The organism is Christiangramia sp. OXR-203 (assembly GCF_034372165.1).
Lineage (GTDB): Bacteria > Bacteroidota > Bacteroidia > Flavobacteriales > Flavobacteriaceae > Christiangramia.
Genome location: NZ_CP139698.1, coordinates 2,586,724 through 2,603,943, shown reverse-complemented (window position 1 = coordinate 2,603,943; position 17,220 = coordinate 2,586,724). Strand labels below are relative to the sequence as shown.

At 38.7% G+C, this 17,220-nt stretch carries 16 protein-coding genes; 11 read left to right on the top strand and 5 right to left on the bottom strand.

The features are described from left to right. Positions 1-4: 4 nt before the first annotated feature. Genes T8I65_RS12015 through T8I65_RS11970 form a run of 10 tightly spaced genes read left to right on the top strand, consistent with a single transcriptional unit; the run spans position 5 to position 11,669 of the window. Positions 5-1,156, top strand: a complete 1,152-nt coding sequence (locus T8I65_RS12015; protein ID WP_322300829.1) for a glycosyltransferase family 4 protein — start codon at positions 5-7, stop codon at positions 1,154-1,156. Then, positions 1,153-2,700, top strand: coding sequence for a glycosyltransferase family A protein (locus T8I65_RS12010; protein ID WP_322300828.1), 1,548 nt, complete (start codon positions 1,153-1,155; stop codon positions 2,698-2,700). The genes T8I65_RS12015 and T8I65_RS12010 overlap by 4 nt, the downstream gene beginning before the upstream one ends. Before the next feature lie 2 nt (positions 2,701-2,702). Next, entirely contained in the window at positions 2,703-3,725 is a 1,023-nt protein-coding gene (locus T8I65_RS12005) for a glycosyltransferase family 2 protein (RefSeq protein ID WP_322300827.1), read from the top strand. Next, positions 3,722-4,690, top strand: a complete 969-nt coding sequence (locus tag T8I65_RS12000) for a hypothetical protein (RefSeq protein WP_322300826.1) — start codon at positions 3,722-3,724, stop codon at positions 4,688-4,690. The genes T8I65_RS12005 and T8I65_RS12000 overlap by 4 nt, the downstream gene beginning before the upstream one ends. Before the next feature lie 9 nt (positions 4,691-4,699). Next, positions 4,700-5,806 carry a glycosyltransferase family 4 protein gene (locus tag T8I65_RS11995; protein WP_322300825.1) on the top strand — a complete coding sequence of 369 codons (1,107 nt, stop codon included), beginning with the start codon at positions 4,700-4,702 and terminating at the stop codon, positions 5,804-5,806. Continuing rightward, positions 5,803-6,870 (top strand): glycosyltransferase, encoded by a 1,068-nt coding sequence (locus tag T8I65_RS11990; RefSeq protein WP_322300824.1) that lies wholly within the window; start codon positions 5,803-5,805, stop codon positions 6,868-6,870. The genes T8I65_RS11995 and T8I65_RS11990 overlap by 4 nt, the downstream gene beginning before the upstream one ends. Positions 6,871-6,920: 50 nt before the next feature. Continuing rightward, positions 6,921-8,261: an O-antigen ligase family protein gene (locus T8I65_RS11985; protein WP_322300823.1), complete on the top strand. Its 1,341-nt coding sequence runs from the start codon at positions 6,921-6,923 to the stop codon at positions 8,259-8,261. Then, on the top strand, positions 8,218-9,231 hold the full coding sequence (locus T8I65_RS11980; protein ID WP_322300822.1) for a glycosyltransferase: 1,014 nt from the start codon (positions 8,218-8,220) through the stop codon (positions 9,229-9,231). Before T8I65_RS11985 ends, T8I65_RS11980 begins: the two co-directional genes overlap by 44 nt. Further along, the gene (locus T8I65_RS11975; protein ID WP_322300821.1) at positions 9,231-10,235 is read left to right on the top strand and encodes a glycosyltransferase family 4 protein; all 1,005 of its coding nucleotides are present in this window, start codon (positions 9,231-9,233) and stop codon (positions 10,233-10,235) included. Before T8I65_RS11980 ends, T8I65_RS11975 begins: the two co-directional genes overlap by 1 nt. A gap of 39 nt (positions 10,236-10,274) precedes the next feature. Then, the gene (locus tag T8I65_RS11970; RefSeq protein WP_322300820.1) at positions 10,275-11,669 is read left to right on the top strand and encodes a sugar transferase; all 1,395 of its coding nucleotides are present in this window, start codon (positions 10,275-10,277) and stop codon (positions 11,667-11,669) included. 113 nt (positions 11,670-11,782) lie between these two features. Here the strand turns inward: T8I65_RS11970 and lnt are convergent, their stop codons facing one another. Beyond that, positions 11,783-13,378: an apolipoprotein N-acyltransferase gene (gene lnt, locus T8I65_RS11965; RefSeq protein ID WP_322300819.1), complete on the bottom strand. Its 1,596-nt coding sequence runs from the start codon at positions 13,376-13,378 to the stop codon at positions 11,783-11,785. A 139-nt stretch (positions 13,379-13,517) separates the two neighbouring features. On the opposite strand from lnt, the gene T8I65_RS11960 reads away from it, so the two are divergent. Continuing rightward, on the top strand, positions 13,518-14,267 hold the full coding sequence (locus T8I65_RS11960; RefSeq protein WP_322300818.1) for a CDP-alcohol phosphatidyltransferase family protein: 750 nt from the start codon (positions 13,518-13,520) through the stop codon (positions 14,265-14,267). On the opposite strand, the gene lptB is transcribed toward T8I65_RS11960, so the two are convergent. From lptB to T8I65_RS11940, 4 genes are read right to left on the bottom strand one after another with little or no spacing between them, the layout of a single operon-like run. Then, a complete protein-coding gene (gene lptB, locus T8I65_RS11955; RefSeq protein ID WP_322300817.1) occupies positions 14,264-15,004 on the bottom strand; it encodes an LPS export ABC transporter ATP-binding protein in 741 nt (246 codons plus the stop codon). The two genes, T8I65_RS11960 and lptB, sit on opposite strands and share 4 nt — an antisense overlap. Positions 15,005-15,043: 39 nt before the next feature. Further along, positions 15,044-15,391, bottom strand: a complete 348-nt coding sequence (locus tag T8I65_RS11950; protein WP_141878394.1) for a carboxymuconolactone decarboxylase family protein — start codon at positions 15,389-15,391, stop codon at positions 15,044-15,046. Positions 15,392-15,394: 3 nt separating this feature from the next. Then, positions 15,395-16,237, bottom strand: coding sequence for a twin-arginine translocase subunit TatC (tatC, locus tag T8I65_RS11945; RefSeq protein WP_322300816.1), 843 nt, complete (start codon positions 16,235-16,237; stop codon positions 15,395-15,397). Beyond that, positions 16,237-17,202, bottom strand: a complete 966-nt coding sequence (locus T8I65_RS11940) for a KpsF/GutQ family sugar-phosphate isomerase (RefSeq protein ID WP_322300815.1) — start codon at positions 17,200-17,202, stop codon at positions 16,237-16,239. The genes tatC and T8I65_RS11940 overlap by 1 nt, the downstream gene beginning before the upstream one ends. Positions 17,203-17,220: the final 18 nt, after the last annotated feature.

The following is a 17,220-nucleotide window of genomic DNA, read 5'->3' as shown; positions in this document are numbered from 1 at the left end:
AATCATGCATATTGCTTTTCTAACCCCTGAATATCCCGATCTTCCTGATTCAAATTCCGGGGGACTTGGCACCAGTATTAAGAATCTGGCTACGGCCTTAAATGGATTTGAAAGGATTAAGGTGAGCATTATTGTTTATGATCAGAAAAAGGATCATTTTTTCCAGAAGAACAATTTAAATTTTCACCTGGTCGCTAAGAAAAATTATGCCTTTGGAGGTTGGTATAGATACCGAAAGTATTTGGAAAAAACTATAAACGATCTTGCAGTAAAAGAAAATATAGATATTATTGAGGCAGCTGACTGGACTGGGATCACTGCTTTTATGAATTTAGAAGTTCCTTTATTGATAAGACTTCATGGCAGCGATGCTTATTTTTGCGATTTGGAAGGAAGGAAACAGAAATGGAAAAATCATTGGTTCGAAAAAAAATCTTTAAGAAATGCAGATCATATAGTTTCTGTTAGTGATTTTACCGGAAAAAAGACTATGCAGATTTTTGGATTAGATAGAACTTACCATGTTATTCCAAACGGGATTGATGCTGAAAAATTTAAAGCTTCAACAAAGACGCCGAAAACTAAACAACTTCTTTATTTTGGAAGTCTTATTCGAAAAAAAGGATTTTTGAAGCTAGCCGAGATATTTAACCTGGTTGTCCTTCAAAATCCTGAGACAAAACTGGTAATTGCCGGCAAAGATGTAACAGATTTTCAAGTTCATAAAAGTACCTGGGAAGTTTTTCAATCTATACTTATTCCAGAAGCCGTCAAAAATGTGAGATATTTGGGACAGGTAGATTATCAATCTATAATTGGTTTGCTGGAAGAGTCGACAGTTGTGGTGTTGCCAAGCTTTGCTGAGGCTTTTCCCATGACCTGGCTTGAAGCAATGGCTATGGAGAAGGCCATGGTAACTTCAAACATCGGTTGGGCCAATGAAATTATGGTTCAGGGAGAAACTGGATTTATGGAGCATCCCCAAGATCACATTGCGTTTGCTCAAAGAATATTGAAATTGCTGGAAGATGAGAATCTTCGGAAAAGGATGGGATTAAGAGCCAGGAATAAAATTCAGGAGGAGTTTAGGTCCTCAATAATTGCCGGAATAAACCTGAATTATTATAAAAAGGTTTTAAAAAGATCAACTGAGTGATTATTATCAGTCATCATAGGGCAGAGGAATTAGTTAGTGTGAGCAGAAATGCTGAGGAACTGAGTAATTTTGCTGTTGATCTCACCCAGGTTTTCTGGCAACTCTGTCACAAATTTCCTGAGGATCTCATTATATGGAAAGAGGACAGCGTACAGTTTGAAGAGCATAATATTTCTCACATTTTCCCGCACTCTTTAATCATGGCGTCTCATCCTGTTGCGAATTATTTTATCGGAGATGAGATCGGCTATGTGGACCAACTTCCTTTTGTAAATCCAAAGCTGGAGGTGAGATATCCAACCTGGAGAATGAGCACCGATGTTGGAGGCATCTATGGAAAAACAGCACAGCAATTTGAGGATACATTTAAACATATTAAAAGCTTTGGTTATTTGCTGAATTCCATGGCGAAAACTGGTCAGCAAAATTCTCTTTTTTGTTATAGTGATCCGGCTCTCGTACAAAGTAAGCTAGAGAATAAAAAACTACCAACTCGAAATACTTCAGTTCTTTTCAGTTTCGTTGGTCAGCATTACAAAAAAGTTAGGCTTCTCATCTTGTTCTTCTGTTTTCTGAAATATGAAAGAAAGTTCCCTTTGATTTCGTTGCTGAAGGCTCTATTTAAAACATCTTATTTCCCCCTGAATGTAGATCTGCCCCAACCTGAGTTACCAGAATCCAACAACATTCCTGATTCAGAAAAAATCGATGTGATCATTCCCACACTGGGCAGACCGCAGCATCTGAAAAATGTTCTGTTCGATCTCAGAAATCAGCAAATGAAACCTGAAAAAGTGATCATTGTTGAGCAGAATCCAAATTCTAACTCCAGTTCAGATTTGAATTATTTGAAAACGGAAGAATGGCCGTTTCAAATCATACACCATTTTATCAATCAGACAGGTGCCTGTAATGCCAGAAATTTAGCATTGAAAGAAGTTAAATCAGATCTTGTTTTCTTTGCAGATGATGATATTCGTTTTGAAGCCGATATGCTGTCCAAAGCAGTTACAGAGATGCGAAAACTAAATATTGACGCTTTGAATTTAAACACGTTGCAGCTCGGAGAAAAAACAGAATTTTCAAAGATGAAACAATGGGGAGTTTTTGCTTCCGGAGCTTCTATTGTACGCTCTAAGTTTGCTAAGAAAGTTAGTTTCTCACTTGCTTTTGAACATGGATTTGGAGAGGATAATGATTATGGGATGAAATTGAGAAAACTGGGTTGTGATATCATATATCATTCTCAAATTATCTTACAACATCTTAAAGTTGCCTCAGGAGGATTCAGATATGTTATGCAGGATGAAAAAATAGTCTCTTCCCAAAAACCTAAGCCTTCTCCAACATTTATGTTGTTGGTGAATAGACATTATAACAATATAATGCGGAGAGGATATAAAGTAAATTTGTTTTTAAAATTCTATTCCAGGCAGTCGGTAAGAAATCCAATACGGTATTTTTCAGTGATGGAAAGAAGATGGGAGATCAGCGAGCAGAAAGCTATGGAACTGCAACAACAATCCAATAGCACAAGTAGATAAAGATGAACTTAGCAAAACTGAATTTTAACCTGATTGTTTGCACCTATAAAAGAGCAGAGTCCCTGCTGAGGTTGCTGAGATCTGTACAAACTCAGTCACTCGATCCAGATCGTATCTTAATCATCGATGGATCGCCTGATAATAATACGGCTAAGATGCTAGAAGCGAATCAAATTCTTAATCTTGAATATTTTAAGGTTGATGAACATGATCGAGGTTTGACCAGGCAGCGAAATTATGGAATAAAAAGACTTAATACAGATTGCGATATTGTTTGCTTTCTGGATGATGATGTTATCCTGGAGAAAGACTATTTCCGCAAAATTATTGGAACTTTTATTCTTAAACCTGAAGCTCTGGCAGTTTCAGGATATATCAGTAATGATGTAGACTGGCAGAAAGTTGAAGATGCTGATGAAACTGATAAAGACCTGTTTACCTACGACGGTTGGAGCAGAGTGGAAGGCTCGAGGTTTGGTATGCGTCGAAAATTTGGACTTGCTCCAGATAAAGCACCAGGAATGATGCCCGATTTTTCTCATGGATATTCGACTGCATTTCTACCTCCCTCGAATAAGATCTACGAAGTGGAAATGATGATGGGAGGAATATCTTCTTACCGAACGGGTATTTTCAAAGAAATGTCATTCTCAGAATATTTTGAAGGTTACGGACTTTACGAGGATGCCGATTTTTCCCTTCGACTGGCCAAAAAGGGAAAGCTTTTTGTAAATACTGCGGCCAGGTTAGAGCATCATCATGATACCGCTGGTAGGCCAGATGTTTTTAAATACGGTAAAATGGTATTGCGTAATGGATATTATGTCTGGCGTGTTAAATATTCCAATCCCTCTTTAAAAGCTACACTAAAATGGCATGCCACCGCTTTGCTGCTTACTAGCATTAGGTTCTCCAATGTTCTTACCTCAAAAATTAAAAAAGAAGCTTTCTTTGAAGCTGCAGGTCGTTTAAGTGGATGGTTCAGTCTATTTATTAATGCCCCAAAACCTACAAGCTATCAATGAAAAAGCTTCTACTGGCCTTTTTTTTTATTATCGTTTCCGGAATTTTATTTCTGAATTATAACTATCCCTTCTTTACAAGCAAGATTGGGAGATGGTCTGTAGGATTTTCATTTGTTAGCGCACCTATGGAAAAACCGAATATAGATGAAAATAATTTGATCACTTATGCCGAGGTGGATACATTTCTAAATTCTGAAGGTAATTATATTGCCGATCCTTTTTTCATATATGAAAATAATACCTATTATTTGTTTGTGGAATTAAAAGGGAAGCGTAATGCAGATATTGCGCTGTTTACTTCTGCTAACGGCATGGATTATAAGTACGAAGGAGTAGTTATAGATGAGGAATTCCATATTTCCTATCCTCAGGTTTTCAGGCATGAAAACGAAATTTACATGTTGCCGGAAACCAAGCAAAGCGGAAATGTGTTGCTCTATAAAGCCGACGATTTCCCTGTGAAATGGGAAATTTCAGACACCTTGATCAAAAACCGCAGTTTAAAAGATGCAACAATTCTTTTAGAGAAAAATCTAATGGTAGCGGTAGACGATCATATGAATCAGCTGTTTTTTGAGAGTGATTCGTTGCACGGGGAATGGAAAGAATCGAAAAGATTTAATGGTCGTAAGGGAAATGAGACTCGCCCCGGCGGCCGCTTTTTTAAGTTTCAAAATGATTGGTGCTTACCTGTTCAGGATCGTACTTTTGGTTATGGCTCTGGAATCTCGATCTACAAATTGAAAGAGTCTGAACAAACAATATCTTTAGAACTTGTAGAAAAGAGATTTTTACAAGATGTACCAGAGGTGGAGTGGTTCAATCGGGGAATGCATCATTTAGATATTCAACAAGTAGGAAACCGATATTATACGGTTTATGATGGAGATCATAATCTGGATGGTGAGCAATCCTTTCAGATTTGGCGTACATTAAAGTATAATTTTTACGATCTTTTCAACTGAAAGTTATTTATGAAATTTGCGATCATTACCTATATTGAACACGCTGTATATAATGGGAAATTTTATTCGTATGAACCTTATATAAGTGAAATGAATATTTGGTTAAATGGGGTTGATGAATTTATGGTTCTGGCTCCAAAAATTAATCGCAAACCATTAGTTGGTGAGACCGCTTACATTAAAGATCCTGTGTTTGCTGAGGTACCTGCACTCAGTTTTAAAGGATTAACCAATATTCTATTATCAATTTTCCGGACTCCATTAATTTTGATCAAGATATACAGAATCTGTCTGGAAGCAGATCATATTCACCTACGCTGTCCCGGGAACATCTCTTTTCTGGGATGCATCATTCAGATCTTTTTTCCGAAGAAGCAAAAAACTGTAAAGTACGCAGGAAACTGGGATCCGGAGTCAGATCAACCACTTAGTTACAGACTTCAGAAATGGATCCTGAATAATCGCTTTCTATCCCGCAACATCAAAGTTCTGGTGTATGGGAAATGGAAAAATCAGTCAGATAACATCATCCCTTTCTTTACTGCAAGCTTTTCCGAAGAGGAGATTTCTCCGGTGAATAAAGAATTTGATAAGAGTTTAAAATTCATGTTCGTAGGATCCTTATCAGAGGGAAAAAGACCCTTAATTGCAATTAAACTGGTAGAGGCATTAATTTCACAAGGTGTTGATGCAAGTTTAAAACTCTATGGAAATGGGGTTTTACTGGAGGAGCTTGAAGATTATATAAAGAATTCAACGTTTTCAGAAGCTATTAGCATAGTGGGTTTTAGAAACAAGAAGGAGCTGAAGCAGCGTTATCGGGAATCAAATTTTCTTGTTCTGCCTTCCAAATCTGAAGGCTGGCCAAAGGCACTAGCTGAGGCTATGTTTTTTGGCTGCATTCCTGTTGCCACTAACGTATCCTGTGTTTCTTGGATGATGGGAGAAGGGGAAAGAGGAGTTGTTATTCCTGCAGATCCAGACCATGCAAAAAAAATCATTCTGGATAAACTGGAAAACAGAAATGCATTGAAAGCGATTTCAAAAAATGCGCAAAAATGGTCGCAGCAGTACACATTGGAACGATTTGAAACCGAGATCAGGAAATTTTTATGAAAGTTTTACAGGTGATCGATACGCTGGATGCGGGTGGTGCAGAACGAATGGCCGTAAACTGTGCAAATGCGCTTGCTGGTAAAATTGAGGCTTCACATATTTGCTGTACGCGCAGAGAAGGACTTCTTCGCAATGAAATCAAAGCTGAGGTTAGATTTCTCTTCCTGAACAAAAGATCAAGTCTTGATCTCTGGGCTTTCAGAAAATTACTGAAATATGTCAAAAAACATCAAATAAGTATTGTTCATGCTCATAGCACATCTATTTTTCTCTGTACTCTACTTAAAATTTATCTGGGTAGCAAAATCCGATTAATCTGGCATGATCACTACGGTAAAAGTGAGTTCCTTGAAAATAGGCCGAAAACAATTTTAAAGTTATTGTCTGGTTATATAGATGGGGTGATCGCTGTAAATCAAAAACTGGCAGAATGGTCGAAAATTCACCTTGAGTGTTCTCACATTCAGGTAATTCGAAATTTTATTCTTCCGAAGACCAGGAAACCCCGAGGTTTTACATTACTCAAAGGTTCAACAACCGACTTTAAATTTATTTGCGTGGCGAATCTTCGTCCACAAAAAGATCAGATCTCTCTTATTGAGGCATTTGAAAAACTGGACTTGGGGAATGTAAGTCTGCATCTTTTAGGTAAAAACTTTCAGGACGATTACAGCGTGCGGGTTCTCCAAAAAATCGAAAATTCCGAGCTTAAGGATGCTATATTTTACTACGGAAGTCAGGTAGATGTCGATGCTTATCTTAATGAGGCCGACGTGGGAATTCTCTCCTCCATTTCTGAAGGATTACCCCTTGCTTTACTCGAATATGGTTTAGCCGGTTTACCTGCTGTTTATACCAATGTAGGGCAATGTGCCGAAGTAATGGGAGACCATGGAATCCAGGTGCCATCCAACAACCTTGCTGCATTATCTGCGGCAATGAGAGCGATGTATATGGACCCAGATTTGAAGCAGAAAGCCCTATCTTTTCGCGATCATATCGAACTAGAGTATTCCGCTTCCAAGAATGTGACGGAAATTATCGATTTTTACCAAAGTTCTTAATGTTGTAATAAATAAAGAATAATCAATTGGCGATCAAAAAAATAAATTATATGTCCTATTTACAATTCGTGCTACTGCATGTTTTGATAGGATTTGTAATTTATTTTCAGAGATCATCTGCTTCCATTTTACTGCTTGCTACCTGGGTGGGCTTGTTTTTCTGGATCATTTTAAAGAATAACCGGAATAATGAGGCTCTGATGGCAGCAGCTTATATCGCCGGAGCAGAGGTATTTTACAGAATGAATGGGGCTATGATCTTCTATGAAACCGGTAAATATTCGGTCATTCTGTTTCTATTAATTGGAATGTTTTATAAAGGCACTTCTTCTAAAACGGTACCTTTCTGGATCTATTTGCTGGTGCTTTTTCCCGGAGTGGTAGTGGCTTCTTTTACTCTCGATTATGATGTGGTATTTCGAAAAGCAATAGCATTTAATTTGAGCGGGCCTGTTTGCCTGGGTGTTTCCGCCCTTTACTGCTACTACAAAAAAATCACATTCGATCATTTCAACTATGTGTTGCTCATGTTGCTGTTACCATTGGTTGCTAATTTATCTTACTTATTTTTCTATACCCCGAGTATTGGTGAAGCGTTAATGACCGGAACCAATTCTAATTATGCTACTTCTGGGGGGTATGGTCCAAATCAGATTTCAGCAGTGATGGGATTGGGCGCGTTCCTGGTTTGTACCAGATTATTCGTATTTAAGGACAGGGTCATGAATTTGATAGATATTATTCTGCTGGCTTTATTCAGCTACAGAGCTATCATAACATTTTCGAGAGGAGGAGTTCTAACCGCAATTATTTGTATTGCTACCTTTATTTTTATATTCTATCAGAAACAAAACAATATTCAGAAAAGCTCACTTGCTAAAAAACTTATGTTCTTACTATTGTCGGTCGTAGTTATTTGGAGTTTTACTGCGATCAAAACAGAAGGTTTGATTACCTATCGCTATACGAACAGAAACGCAGCGGGTGAGCTGAAATCTGATATTACTACCGGTCGAGCTGAATTAATTGAGACTGAACTGCTTGCATTTTATGATAGTCCGGTAATTGGAGTTGGAGTAGGGAAGGCTAAAAAATTCCGTAGTGAAGAGGCTGGGACTGAAACGGCATCGCATAATGAAATTAGTCGATTGCTTTCAGAACATGGTATGCTTGGTCTGGTAGCTTTGTTAATACTTATTAGCGTTCCCATTGTATTCTGGACGAAGTTTAAAAATAATTATTACTTCCTGGCATTTATGGCCTTTTGGTTCTTAACCATTAATCACTCCGCCATGCGTATTGCGCTGCCAGGCTTTATTTACGGACTCGCTTTATTATATATAGTAGATGAAAAAAAGGATCCTGTACATAGGAAACGACTTGCGAATTAATAGTTTTACCGTCACCTATATCTCTTTTTTCAGTAAAATGTTAAGGAAAGAAGGTTACGAGGTTAAAACTGCATCTACACGATCCAATAAGGCTTTGCGCCTTACCGAAATGCTTGGGCTAATTGCACGCTACAAGAATTCTACAGATATTGTACTTATCGATACTTATGGTGCCCTGAACTTTTATTATGCTTATCTGGTTGGGAAAGCCTGTCAGCTTTTGGATCTTGAGTATATCCCAATATTACATGGTGGAAATTTGCCGGAACGACTGGAAAAATCAAAATCATTTAGTGAAAGTCTCTTCGGAAATTCAAAGGTTAATATAGCACCCTCGATGTTTTTAATGGATGCGTTCGAAAAGCATGGCTTTCAAAATACCAAAGTAATTCCTAACGCCATAAAAACGTCAAACTACCCATTCAAAAGGCGTGAAACTTTTCAGCCTAAATTGCTGTGGGTACGACGTTTCCAGGAGCGATATAATCCTATTATGGCTATAGAAGTATTGAAGATAGTTTCTGAAAAATATCCAAAGGCAAGTCTATGTATGGTAGGCCCGGAGAAAGATGGCACCATGAAAACCTGTAAGAAACTTGCGGAGAAATATAAGCTTGATGTTCGTTTTACCGGGAAATTAAAGAAGAAATACTGGTCCTCCCTATCTCAACATTATGACTTTTTTATTAATACCACCACTGTGGATAATACCCCAATAAGCGTCATTGAAGCGATGAGCCTTGGCCTGGTGGTAGTTAGTACCAACGTAGGCGGGATGCCCCAGTTGATAGATCATAAAACAGATGGGATCCTGGTTGAAGACAGATCTGCTCATCAAATGGCCATGTCTATTCAGAATATCGTGGAAAATCCGGACTCAGGGATATTGCTTTGTAAGAATGCCAAAGTTAAGGTTGATCAATTTGACTGGAGCTGCGTAAGAGATGACTGGAATCAAGTTCTGGCCTGATGCATAAAATTCTCTATATAGGAAACAAACTGGAAAAATGGGATAGAACACCTACTGCTGTTGATACTATTCCGGAACTACTTAGAAATGAAGGTATCTTCATAAAAGCGATCTCTTCCCATCAAAACAAAATTTTGAGGCTGCTCGAAATGTGCCTGTATTGCCTGTTCGGTAATTATCAGAAAGTTGTGATTGATACCTACAGTACTCAGAATTTTATTTTTGCACAACTTTGCGCGAGTATTGCCAGATGGAGGAAGAAAAAATGCTATTTGATCTTGCATGGTGGTGATTTGCCGAATAAGCTAAAATCTTCTGGTAATTATGTGACCAATCTATTCCGTGATGCTTCAGCACTGGCAGCACCTTCTTTGTACCTTTATGACCGGTTCAAGGAGTTCGGCTATAGTAATCTCGTCTGTATTCCCAACGCTGTAGCCCTGCATCTTTATACATTTCAGAAGAGACAAATTACCCAGCCAAAACTTTTATGGATTCGTTCTTTTCAGCAACTATATCATCCCAGACTAGCCATTGAAGTACTGGAAAATTTATCAGACCTCTATCCTGAAAGCGAACTTTGTATGGCAGGACCTGATAAGGATGGTAGCCTCGAAGAACTTAAGAAGTATGTGAACGAAAATAACTTGAAAGTAAGCTTTCCCGGGAAGCTTTCTAAACCTGACCTTATTTCGCTATCAAAGGATTACTGCATTTTTCTAAATACCTCTAACGTGGATAATACTCCTGTGAGTGTCATGGAGGCGATGGCCCTGGGACTTCCTGTGGTTTCAACCAATGTTGGTGGCATGCCGTATCTAATAGAAAATGAACAAACCGGTCTCCTGGTGCCTCCAGATGATTCTAAGGCTATGACTGCTGCTTGTGTAAAATTGATTTCTGAGCCTGAATTTAGCACTCAACTTGCTAAAAATGCCAGAATCGAAGTAGAGAATTTCGATTGGGAACGAGTTAAACACCAATGGCTGGATTTGCTAAGCTAAAAGTTCTATATTTATCTGTACATTACCAGCCCTGCCGCAATGTCGAAAAAGCCTATTTTTCATTTTGAAATTTCTGAGCGAAAGTTTTTATTAAAACTTTTCGATATTCTCTTTGCCTTACTTTCTCTAACTATTGTCGGAATAATTTTTCAGTTTGACTACTTCAGAATTAATTCTGATACCTGGACGTGGACGCTGGTATTTGTAGTTTATCTCAGTTTCTTCGGAAATGTATTTGAACTTTACGACCTTCAGAAGGCAGATCGGTTTGACAGCGTATTAAAAAACGTACTGCTTACCACCAGTCTTACCGTACTGTTTTATATGCTTACGCCTTTGCTTACTCCAAGTTTGCCTGAAAACCGACTACAGATTATCTTTTTCTTTCTTTCAGTAGCCATTTCACTGCTTATTTGGAGATCTCTTTATATCAGTCTGATTTCAAGTCCTAGATTTTATAAACGGGTTCTCGTAGTAGGCGACTCTTTTGATATCAAGTTAATAGCTGAATCCCTGCAAAAAGCTGATCCTAATTACTTTGTAGTAGGTTATATCAATACCGACGAAACTTTGAAAACTGATATCGCCAGAGAAGATCTTTTAAGGTTTGAAGTACAGGAACTCGTGCAGACCGTCAAGGATGAGCATATTAGTGAGATTGTTGTTACCAGTGCATTTCAACGAGGATTGATGTTGCCGCTTTACAATCAGCTAAGCAAACTTCAGAAGCAGGGGTTTTCAATTCGTGATTATTCGCAGGTCTATGAGGAGATTACCCAAAGAATTCCGGTGCAAAATGTTGACAAAGACTTTTACCGTTATTTTCCTTTCAGCAGAAATCATCAGAATAAATTTTATCTGTTGGCCTTTCGGAGTTTTGATATCCTAGTTTCAATAGTCGGAATTCTAGTTGGAGTAATACTAAGTCCTTTTATTATCACCGGAAACCTGATCGCGAATCGTGGAAAGACCTTTTACTTTCAGGAGCGGGTTGGCAAGAATGGTGAGGTTTTCAAAATTGTAAAATTGAGAACCATGAATAAGGATGCGGAGATCTCAGGACCACAATTTGCTCAGAAAAAAGACCTCAGAGTTACTAAATTTGGCCGATTCCTACGTAGATCTAGACTCGATGAAATTCCGCAGTTTTACAACGTGTTACTTGGAGATATGAGTTTGATTGGCCCCAGACCTGAGCGTCCTGTCTTCGTGGATGAACTTTCAGAACTTATTCCTTTTTACGATACCCGGCACATCATTAAACCTGGCTTAACTGGCTGGGCGCAGGTAATGGCAAACTATGGAGATTGCTATGACGATAGTCTGGAAAAACTTCAGTATGACCTTTATTATATCAAACATCGCGGAATCTTTCTCGACCTAAGTATACTTTTAAAAACCTTTAGTACCGTTCTATTTTTTAGAGGACAGTAAAAGCTAGAGGTTGTCTGTTTTACGTTTTGGTTGTTGTATGGTTCTTAGATTTAGGTAGTCTGCTTTCAGTCTTCAATTGAAGTGAAAATGGAAAGAAGCTGGAATCTCAGCTCTTACGCAGGTCTTTTCCTATTATATTTTACTACGGAAAATAAGAAGATGAATAGTGCTAGAAACTGTGCGATTCTTGCCAGGTAATCTCCGTATTGCGAATAAAAAGTTAGCTCATTCTGGATTCCGACTCGCCCTGAAATGCTGCCACGCTCCTCATATGCTAAAGTTTTTAATATATCACCGCGGGAATTTATGATCGCTGAAATTCCGGTATTGGCACTTCTCGCTACGTATCTTCTATTTTCTATAGCTCGCAACCTCGCATAGCTTAAATGCTGCTGATGTCCTTGTGTGTCACCCCACCACGCATCATTGGTAATAATGCTTAGAAAATTCGCGCCATTTTCCACATATCCGGTTACATACTCTCCGTACACCGATTCGTAGCAGATAATTGGTGCAGTTCCCAGCGAGTCCTCAAAATAAAGCACTTCCCGCTTTTCCTGAGTGGTTTTCATCGCAACCGTGCCTCCAAGATCGATCATTACATTACCAAGTATTGGTTTTAAAATATCCTGGTACGGGAAATTCTCCACGCCTACGACCAGTTTTGATTTATGGTATAATTGCAAACTATCTGCGTGATCACTGATCATAAATGCAGAGTTATAATCATCATACCAGTCGTTAGGACCGATTCTATTCGATTGTCTGCGGACTTTTCCTGGATCATTGAACCTTTCGTATAAGGTAATTCCTCCCAGAAACGATAATTCATCATCTAGTTGGCTTATTTGCTCTCCGTAAAATATTCCCTCAGAATTGTTGAGGTTCTTCAGTTGTGTACCATCAGCAAAGACAGTTTCCGGAGCAATGATCAAATCTGTTTCTGGGGTCACAGCTTTTGCAGATATTTCAAGCAGCAGCTCCCCGATCTTTCGATCTGTAGTATTATATTTCTCAGTATAAGGATTGATATTTGGCTGAAGGATAACCACATCTATGAATTCCTCAGGTTCCTCGTATGTCCAGTTTAGAACCCCAGAAATTAGCATTGGAATACCAATAAGCAAAAAGACCTTTACCGCGGCACTTGCTATGATCGCTTTGTCTTTAAATTCCCGGTATGATAAAATGGACTTGAAGATGGCGATGTTCAGTATCCATACCCATAATGTTCCTCCAAAGGTTCCTGTAAATTCGTACCATTGAATCCATGCTGGAACTTCTGAAAATACGTTCCCAAGATTAAGCCACGGCCAGGAAAAGTCCCAGTTCAAGTGTATCTTTTCAAAAACCATCCAGATGCTAATAAGGAATGCTGAAGCAGCTTTAAACCCAGTTCTCTTGGCTACAATATGGTATAAGAGAAAGACTGTAGACATTAAAAGCGAATTAGCCAATATGGCGAAAACTCCACCAAATGGAGTCGAGTTGTAGATCCACCAGGTAGTTATCACATTCCAGACAAAAAAAGTAAGATAGGAAAGAGCAAAAACTTTCAGTTTAACCTTGCTTTCAGAATAATTACGAATTTTAAATTCAGCATAAAGTAGCGGTACAAAACCTAGAAATATGAAAATTGGAAATCCATAAGTTGGCCATGAAATTGCCAGAATGATCCCGCTAAGAAGGGCTAGAAGAATTTTTTTCATAGATGCTGAAGTCTGCTCAAAAATAATAAACTTATACAGGAAACATTAAATTTAGCTGACTAGCTTTTCATATAACAGTATTTTTAGAGGCTTTTAAATTCAAAATGTTAGTTTAGTGGATTCTATTTAAAACAGTCAAATGGGCTTAAAAAAACACGTTCCGAATCTAATTACTTCTTTAAACCTGCTATCTGGTAGTATCGCAGTTATTTTTGCTGTACAGGGAAACCTGGTGCTGGCTGCTATATTTGTAGCTGCAGGGATATTTTTCGACTTCTTTGACGGTCTCGCCGCGCGTGCACTTGATGTAAAAAGTGAAGTAGGACTACAAATGGATTCGCTGGCAGATGTTGTTACCAGTGGAGTAGTGCCAGGAATCGTAATGTACCAGTTGATCGTAAAAGCTTTACCATCCAGCGGTAGCTTATCAACCGATTGGGATTCCTCAGAATTTGAGTTGAACCTGCAACCCTTCGCGCTTATAGGCTTATTAATTATTGTAGCTTCAGCATATCGTTTGGCAAAATTCAATGTAGATGATCGCCAAACCGACTCTTTTATTGGTCTTCCAACTCCGGCGAATGCTTTGCTGATCCTTAGTTTACCGCTTATTCTTACTTATGAATCTGTTCCAATAATCAATCAATTGATCCTGAACGAGTGGTTTTTAGTTGGATTAACGATCTTGAGCTGTATTCTCCTGAATGCGGAACTACCATTATTCGCACTAAAATTTTCAGATTGGGGATTTAAAGAGAATAAACTTCGTTACTTCTTCATCGTAAGTTGCCTATTACTCATAGTATTACTGAAGTTTATCGCAATACCAGCAATCATCCTGCTATATGTACTACTTTCAGTAATATCTAATAGGAAAGCAACAGCTTAATTAAAGATCTTTTTCTTTCTAAGTTCGAAGTTCTGTCCAAGGTAAACTTTACGTACCATTTCATCTTCGGCGAGTTCTTCCGGAATTCCATGTTTTAAGATGCTTCCTTCGAACATAAGGTAAGTTCTGTCTGTAATGGCCAGGGTTTCCTGCACATTATGATCGGTAATGAGAATACCAATATTTTTGTCCTTTAACTGAGCAACAATTCTCTGGATGTCCTCTACCGCCACTGGATCTACCCCGGCAAATGGCTCATCTAGGAGAATGAAATTTGGATCTGTAGCCAAAGCTCTGGCGATTTCTGTTCTCCGGCGTTCACCACCACTTAAAAGGTCTCCCCGGCTTTTACGTATATGACCAAGCCCAAATTCTTCGATTAGCGATTCCATCTTCATTAATCGCTCTTTCTTGGATAGTTTCGTTAGTTCCAGAACGCTGAGAATATTGTCCTCGATACTCAGCTTCCTGAAAACAGAAGCTTCCTGGGCGAGGTATCCAATTCCATGCTGTGCCCGTTTGTACATGGGGAATTTGGTAATGTTCTGCTTATCCAGAATAATGTTCCCGCTATTGGGTTTGATCAATCCTACGATCATATAAAAAGAAGTGGTTTTACCCGCACCATTCGGTCCAAGTAATCCCACGATCTCTCCCTGATTAACTTCTACAGAAATTCCTTTTACAACATTTCTTCCTTTATAGGTCTTGATCAGATTTTCAGCGCGTAGTTTCATATTCTCAATTTATTCTGAATAAGCAGAAATTGTTCCGTTTTATTCCTGGGCTTCCAAAGCTTCCCAATATTCGTAAGCACGTCTTAAGTGAGGGATTACAATAGTTCCCCCAATTAGGGTACCAATACTTAGGGTTTCCATTACTTCCTCTTTGGTAATTCCTTCATTATAACTCGCTTCCAGGTGGTATCTTACACAGTCATCACAACGCAAAACCGTAGAAGCAACCAGTCCAAGTAATTCTTTGGTTTTTTTATCCAGGGCACCTTCAGTAAAGGCATTGGTGTCCAGATTAAAGATTCTTTTAATGATCTTATTATTGTCACCAAGAATCTTATCGTTCATCTTAGCACGGTACGAATTAAATTCGTCCACTTGATTTGTCATAGCTTAATTGTTGATTTTTTCTTTTTCTTTTTCTTCTTTTTTATACATGAACTTCGAAATGATAATACTCACTTCATAAAGTATCAATACCGGGATGGCGACGATGATCTGGCTCACAATATCTGGCGGGGTAATAACCGCAGAAAGAACCAGTACGATCACCAGTGCATATTTTCTGTATTTTTTTAGGAACTCTGGTGTTACTACTCCTACTTTAGTAAGGAAATAGATCACGATGGGAAGTTCAAAAATGAGTCCGCTGGCCAGAACAGATGCTCTTACCAGACTTATATAACTACTAAGATCAAAATCGTTAAAAACGGTATCACTTACCTGGTACTTTCCGAGGAAATTGATGGATAGTGGAGTAACCACATAATACCCGAATAACACTCCTAAAAAGAATAAAACCGAAGTAACGAAAATAAACCCTTTAGCATGATTTCTTTCATTGTCATGCATTGCCGGGGCGACAAATTTCCAGAACTCGTAGATCACATATGGAAAGGCAATGATAAATCCAGCCGTGATAGACGTCCAGACGTGGGCAGAGAACTGTCCTCCCATGGTTCTACTCTGGATTCGGAAATTCATTTCCTGGTCGCAAAAGCCACCATCTATTCCGAAGAGGCCAGATAGATCACATAATACTCGGTATGAGAAAAAATCAGGATTTGCAGGTCCAAAGAGCAGCACATCAAAAATAAACTCTTTCAATACAAATGCTACACCTGCTGCGATCACTACGGCAAGTACCGCGCGAATCAAATGCCATCTCAATTCCTCAAGATGATCTAAAAAAGACATTTCATGTCCAGGTTCTTCCTGGGGGGCGATTCTTTCCATTATAAAATTCCTTCTCTTATTAAATTGTGCAGGTGAACTACACCTGTATATTTTCCATTCTCAACAGCCAGTAGTTGTGAGATCTGATTCTTCTCAAGGATTTCCATAGCTACAACGGCAAGGGTATCCTGTTCGATCGTTTTTGGATCGGCACTCATAATATCCCGTGCCTTGAGTCCATTTATTTCTCCGTGATCCTTCAGCATTCTACGAATATCACCATCTGTGATGATCCCTATGATACGTTCGTTTTCCAGAACTGCGGTTACACCCAGCATTTTTTCTGAAATCTCAATGATCACGTTAGCTACATCGGTTTCCGCAGATACCATGGGCACCATATTTTGAGATACGATATCGCTAACTCTTAAATATAATTTCTTACCTAAAGAGCCTCCCGGATGATATTTTGCGAAATCCCTGCTGCTAAAGCCTTTAAGGTTTAGTAAACATACAGCAATAGCATCACCAATAACCATTTGTGCAGTTGTACTAGTAGTAGGAGCCAGATTATTAGGACAGGCTTCCTTCTCAACATAACTGTTTAGAACATAGTCCGCCTGTTTCCCAAGAAATGATTCCTTATTCCCGGTGAGTCCAATAAGTACATTATGAAAATTCTTGATGAGTGGCACTAAAACCTTTATTTCAGGGCTATCTCCACTTTTAGAAATGCAGATCACCACATCGTTATCTTGAACGATTCCAAGATCTCCATGTATCGCATCTGCCGCATGCATGAAAATGGATGGAGTGCCAGTGGAGTTGAGGGTGGCCACGATCTTATTGGCGATAATGGCACTTTTACCAATACCGGTAACCACAACACGACCTTCAGACTTATAGATAACTTCTACCGCCTTAATGAATTCTTCGTCAATGTAATTTTCGAGATTCGCAATTGCTTTGGCTTCGTTGGAAATGGTTTCTTTCGCTGAAGAAATGATTTGCTCGCTAAGTTTCAAATTAGATTAAATTAAGAA

What these genes read in the sequence shown, in the direction of transcription:
- tatC (WP_322300816.1), bottom strand. Translation starts at nt 16,237, where the DNA reads ATGGAAAGAATCGCCCCCCAGGAAGAACCTGGACATGAAATGTCTTTT.
- T8I65_RS11960 (WP_322300818.1), top strand. Translation starts at nt 13,518, where the DNA reads ATGGGCTTAAAAAAACACGTTCCGAATCTAATTACTTCTTTAAACCTG.
- T8I65_RS11985 (WP_322300823.1), top strand. Translation starts at nt 6,921, where the DNA reads ATGTCCTATTTACAATTCGTGCTACTGCATGTTTTGATAGGATTTGTA.
- lptB (WP_322300817.1), bottom strand. Translation starts at nt 15,004, where the DNA reads ATGAAACTACGCGCTGAAAATCTGATCAAGACCTATAAAGGAAGAAAT.
- T8I65_RS11995 (WP_322300825.1), top strand. Translation starts at nt 4,700, where the DNA reads ATGAAATTTGCGATCATTACCTATATTGAACACGCTGTATATAATGGG.
- T8I65_RS12005 (WP_322300827.1), top strand. Translation starts at nt 2,703, where the DNA reads ATGAACTTAGCAAAACTGAATTTTAACCTGATTGTTTGCACCTATAAA.
- T8I65_RS11950 (WP_141878394.1), bottom strand. Translation starts at nt 15,391, where the DNA reads ATGACAAATCAAGTGGACGAATTTAATTCGTACCGTGCTAAGATGAAC.
- T8I65_RS11975 (WP_322300821.1), top strand. Translation starts at nt 9,231, where the DNA reads ATGCATAAAATTCTCTATATAGGAAACAAACTGGAAAAATGGGATAGA.
- lnt (WP_322300819.1), bottom strand. Translation starts at nt 13,378, where the DNA reads ATGAAAAAAATTCTTCTAGCCCTTCTTAGCGGGATCATTCTGGCAATT.
- T8I65_RS11980 (WP_322300822.1), top strand. Translation starts at nt 8,218, where the DNA reads ATGAAAAAAAGGATCCTGTACATAGGAAACGACTTGCGAATTAATAGT.
- T8I65_RS12015 (WP_322300829.1), top strand. Translation starts at nt 5, where the DNA reads ATGCATATTGCTTTTCTAACCCCTGAATATCCCGATCTTCCTGATTCA.
- T8I65_RS12000 (WP_322300826.1), top strand. Translation starts at nt 3,722, where the DNA reads ATGAAAAAGCTTCTACTGGCCTTTTTTTTTATTATCGTTTCCGGAATT.
- T8I65_RS11990 (WP_322300824.1), top strand. Translation starts at nt 5,803, where the DNA reads ATGAAAGTTTTACAGGTGATCGATACGCTGGATGCGGGTGGTGCAGAA.
- T8I65_RS11970 (WP_322300820.1), top strand. Translation starts at nt 10,275, where the DNA reads ATGTCGAAAAAGCCTATTTTTCATTTTGAAATTTCTGAGCGAAAGTTT.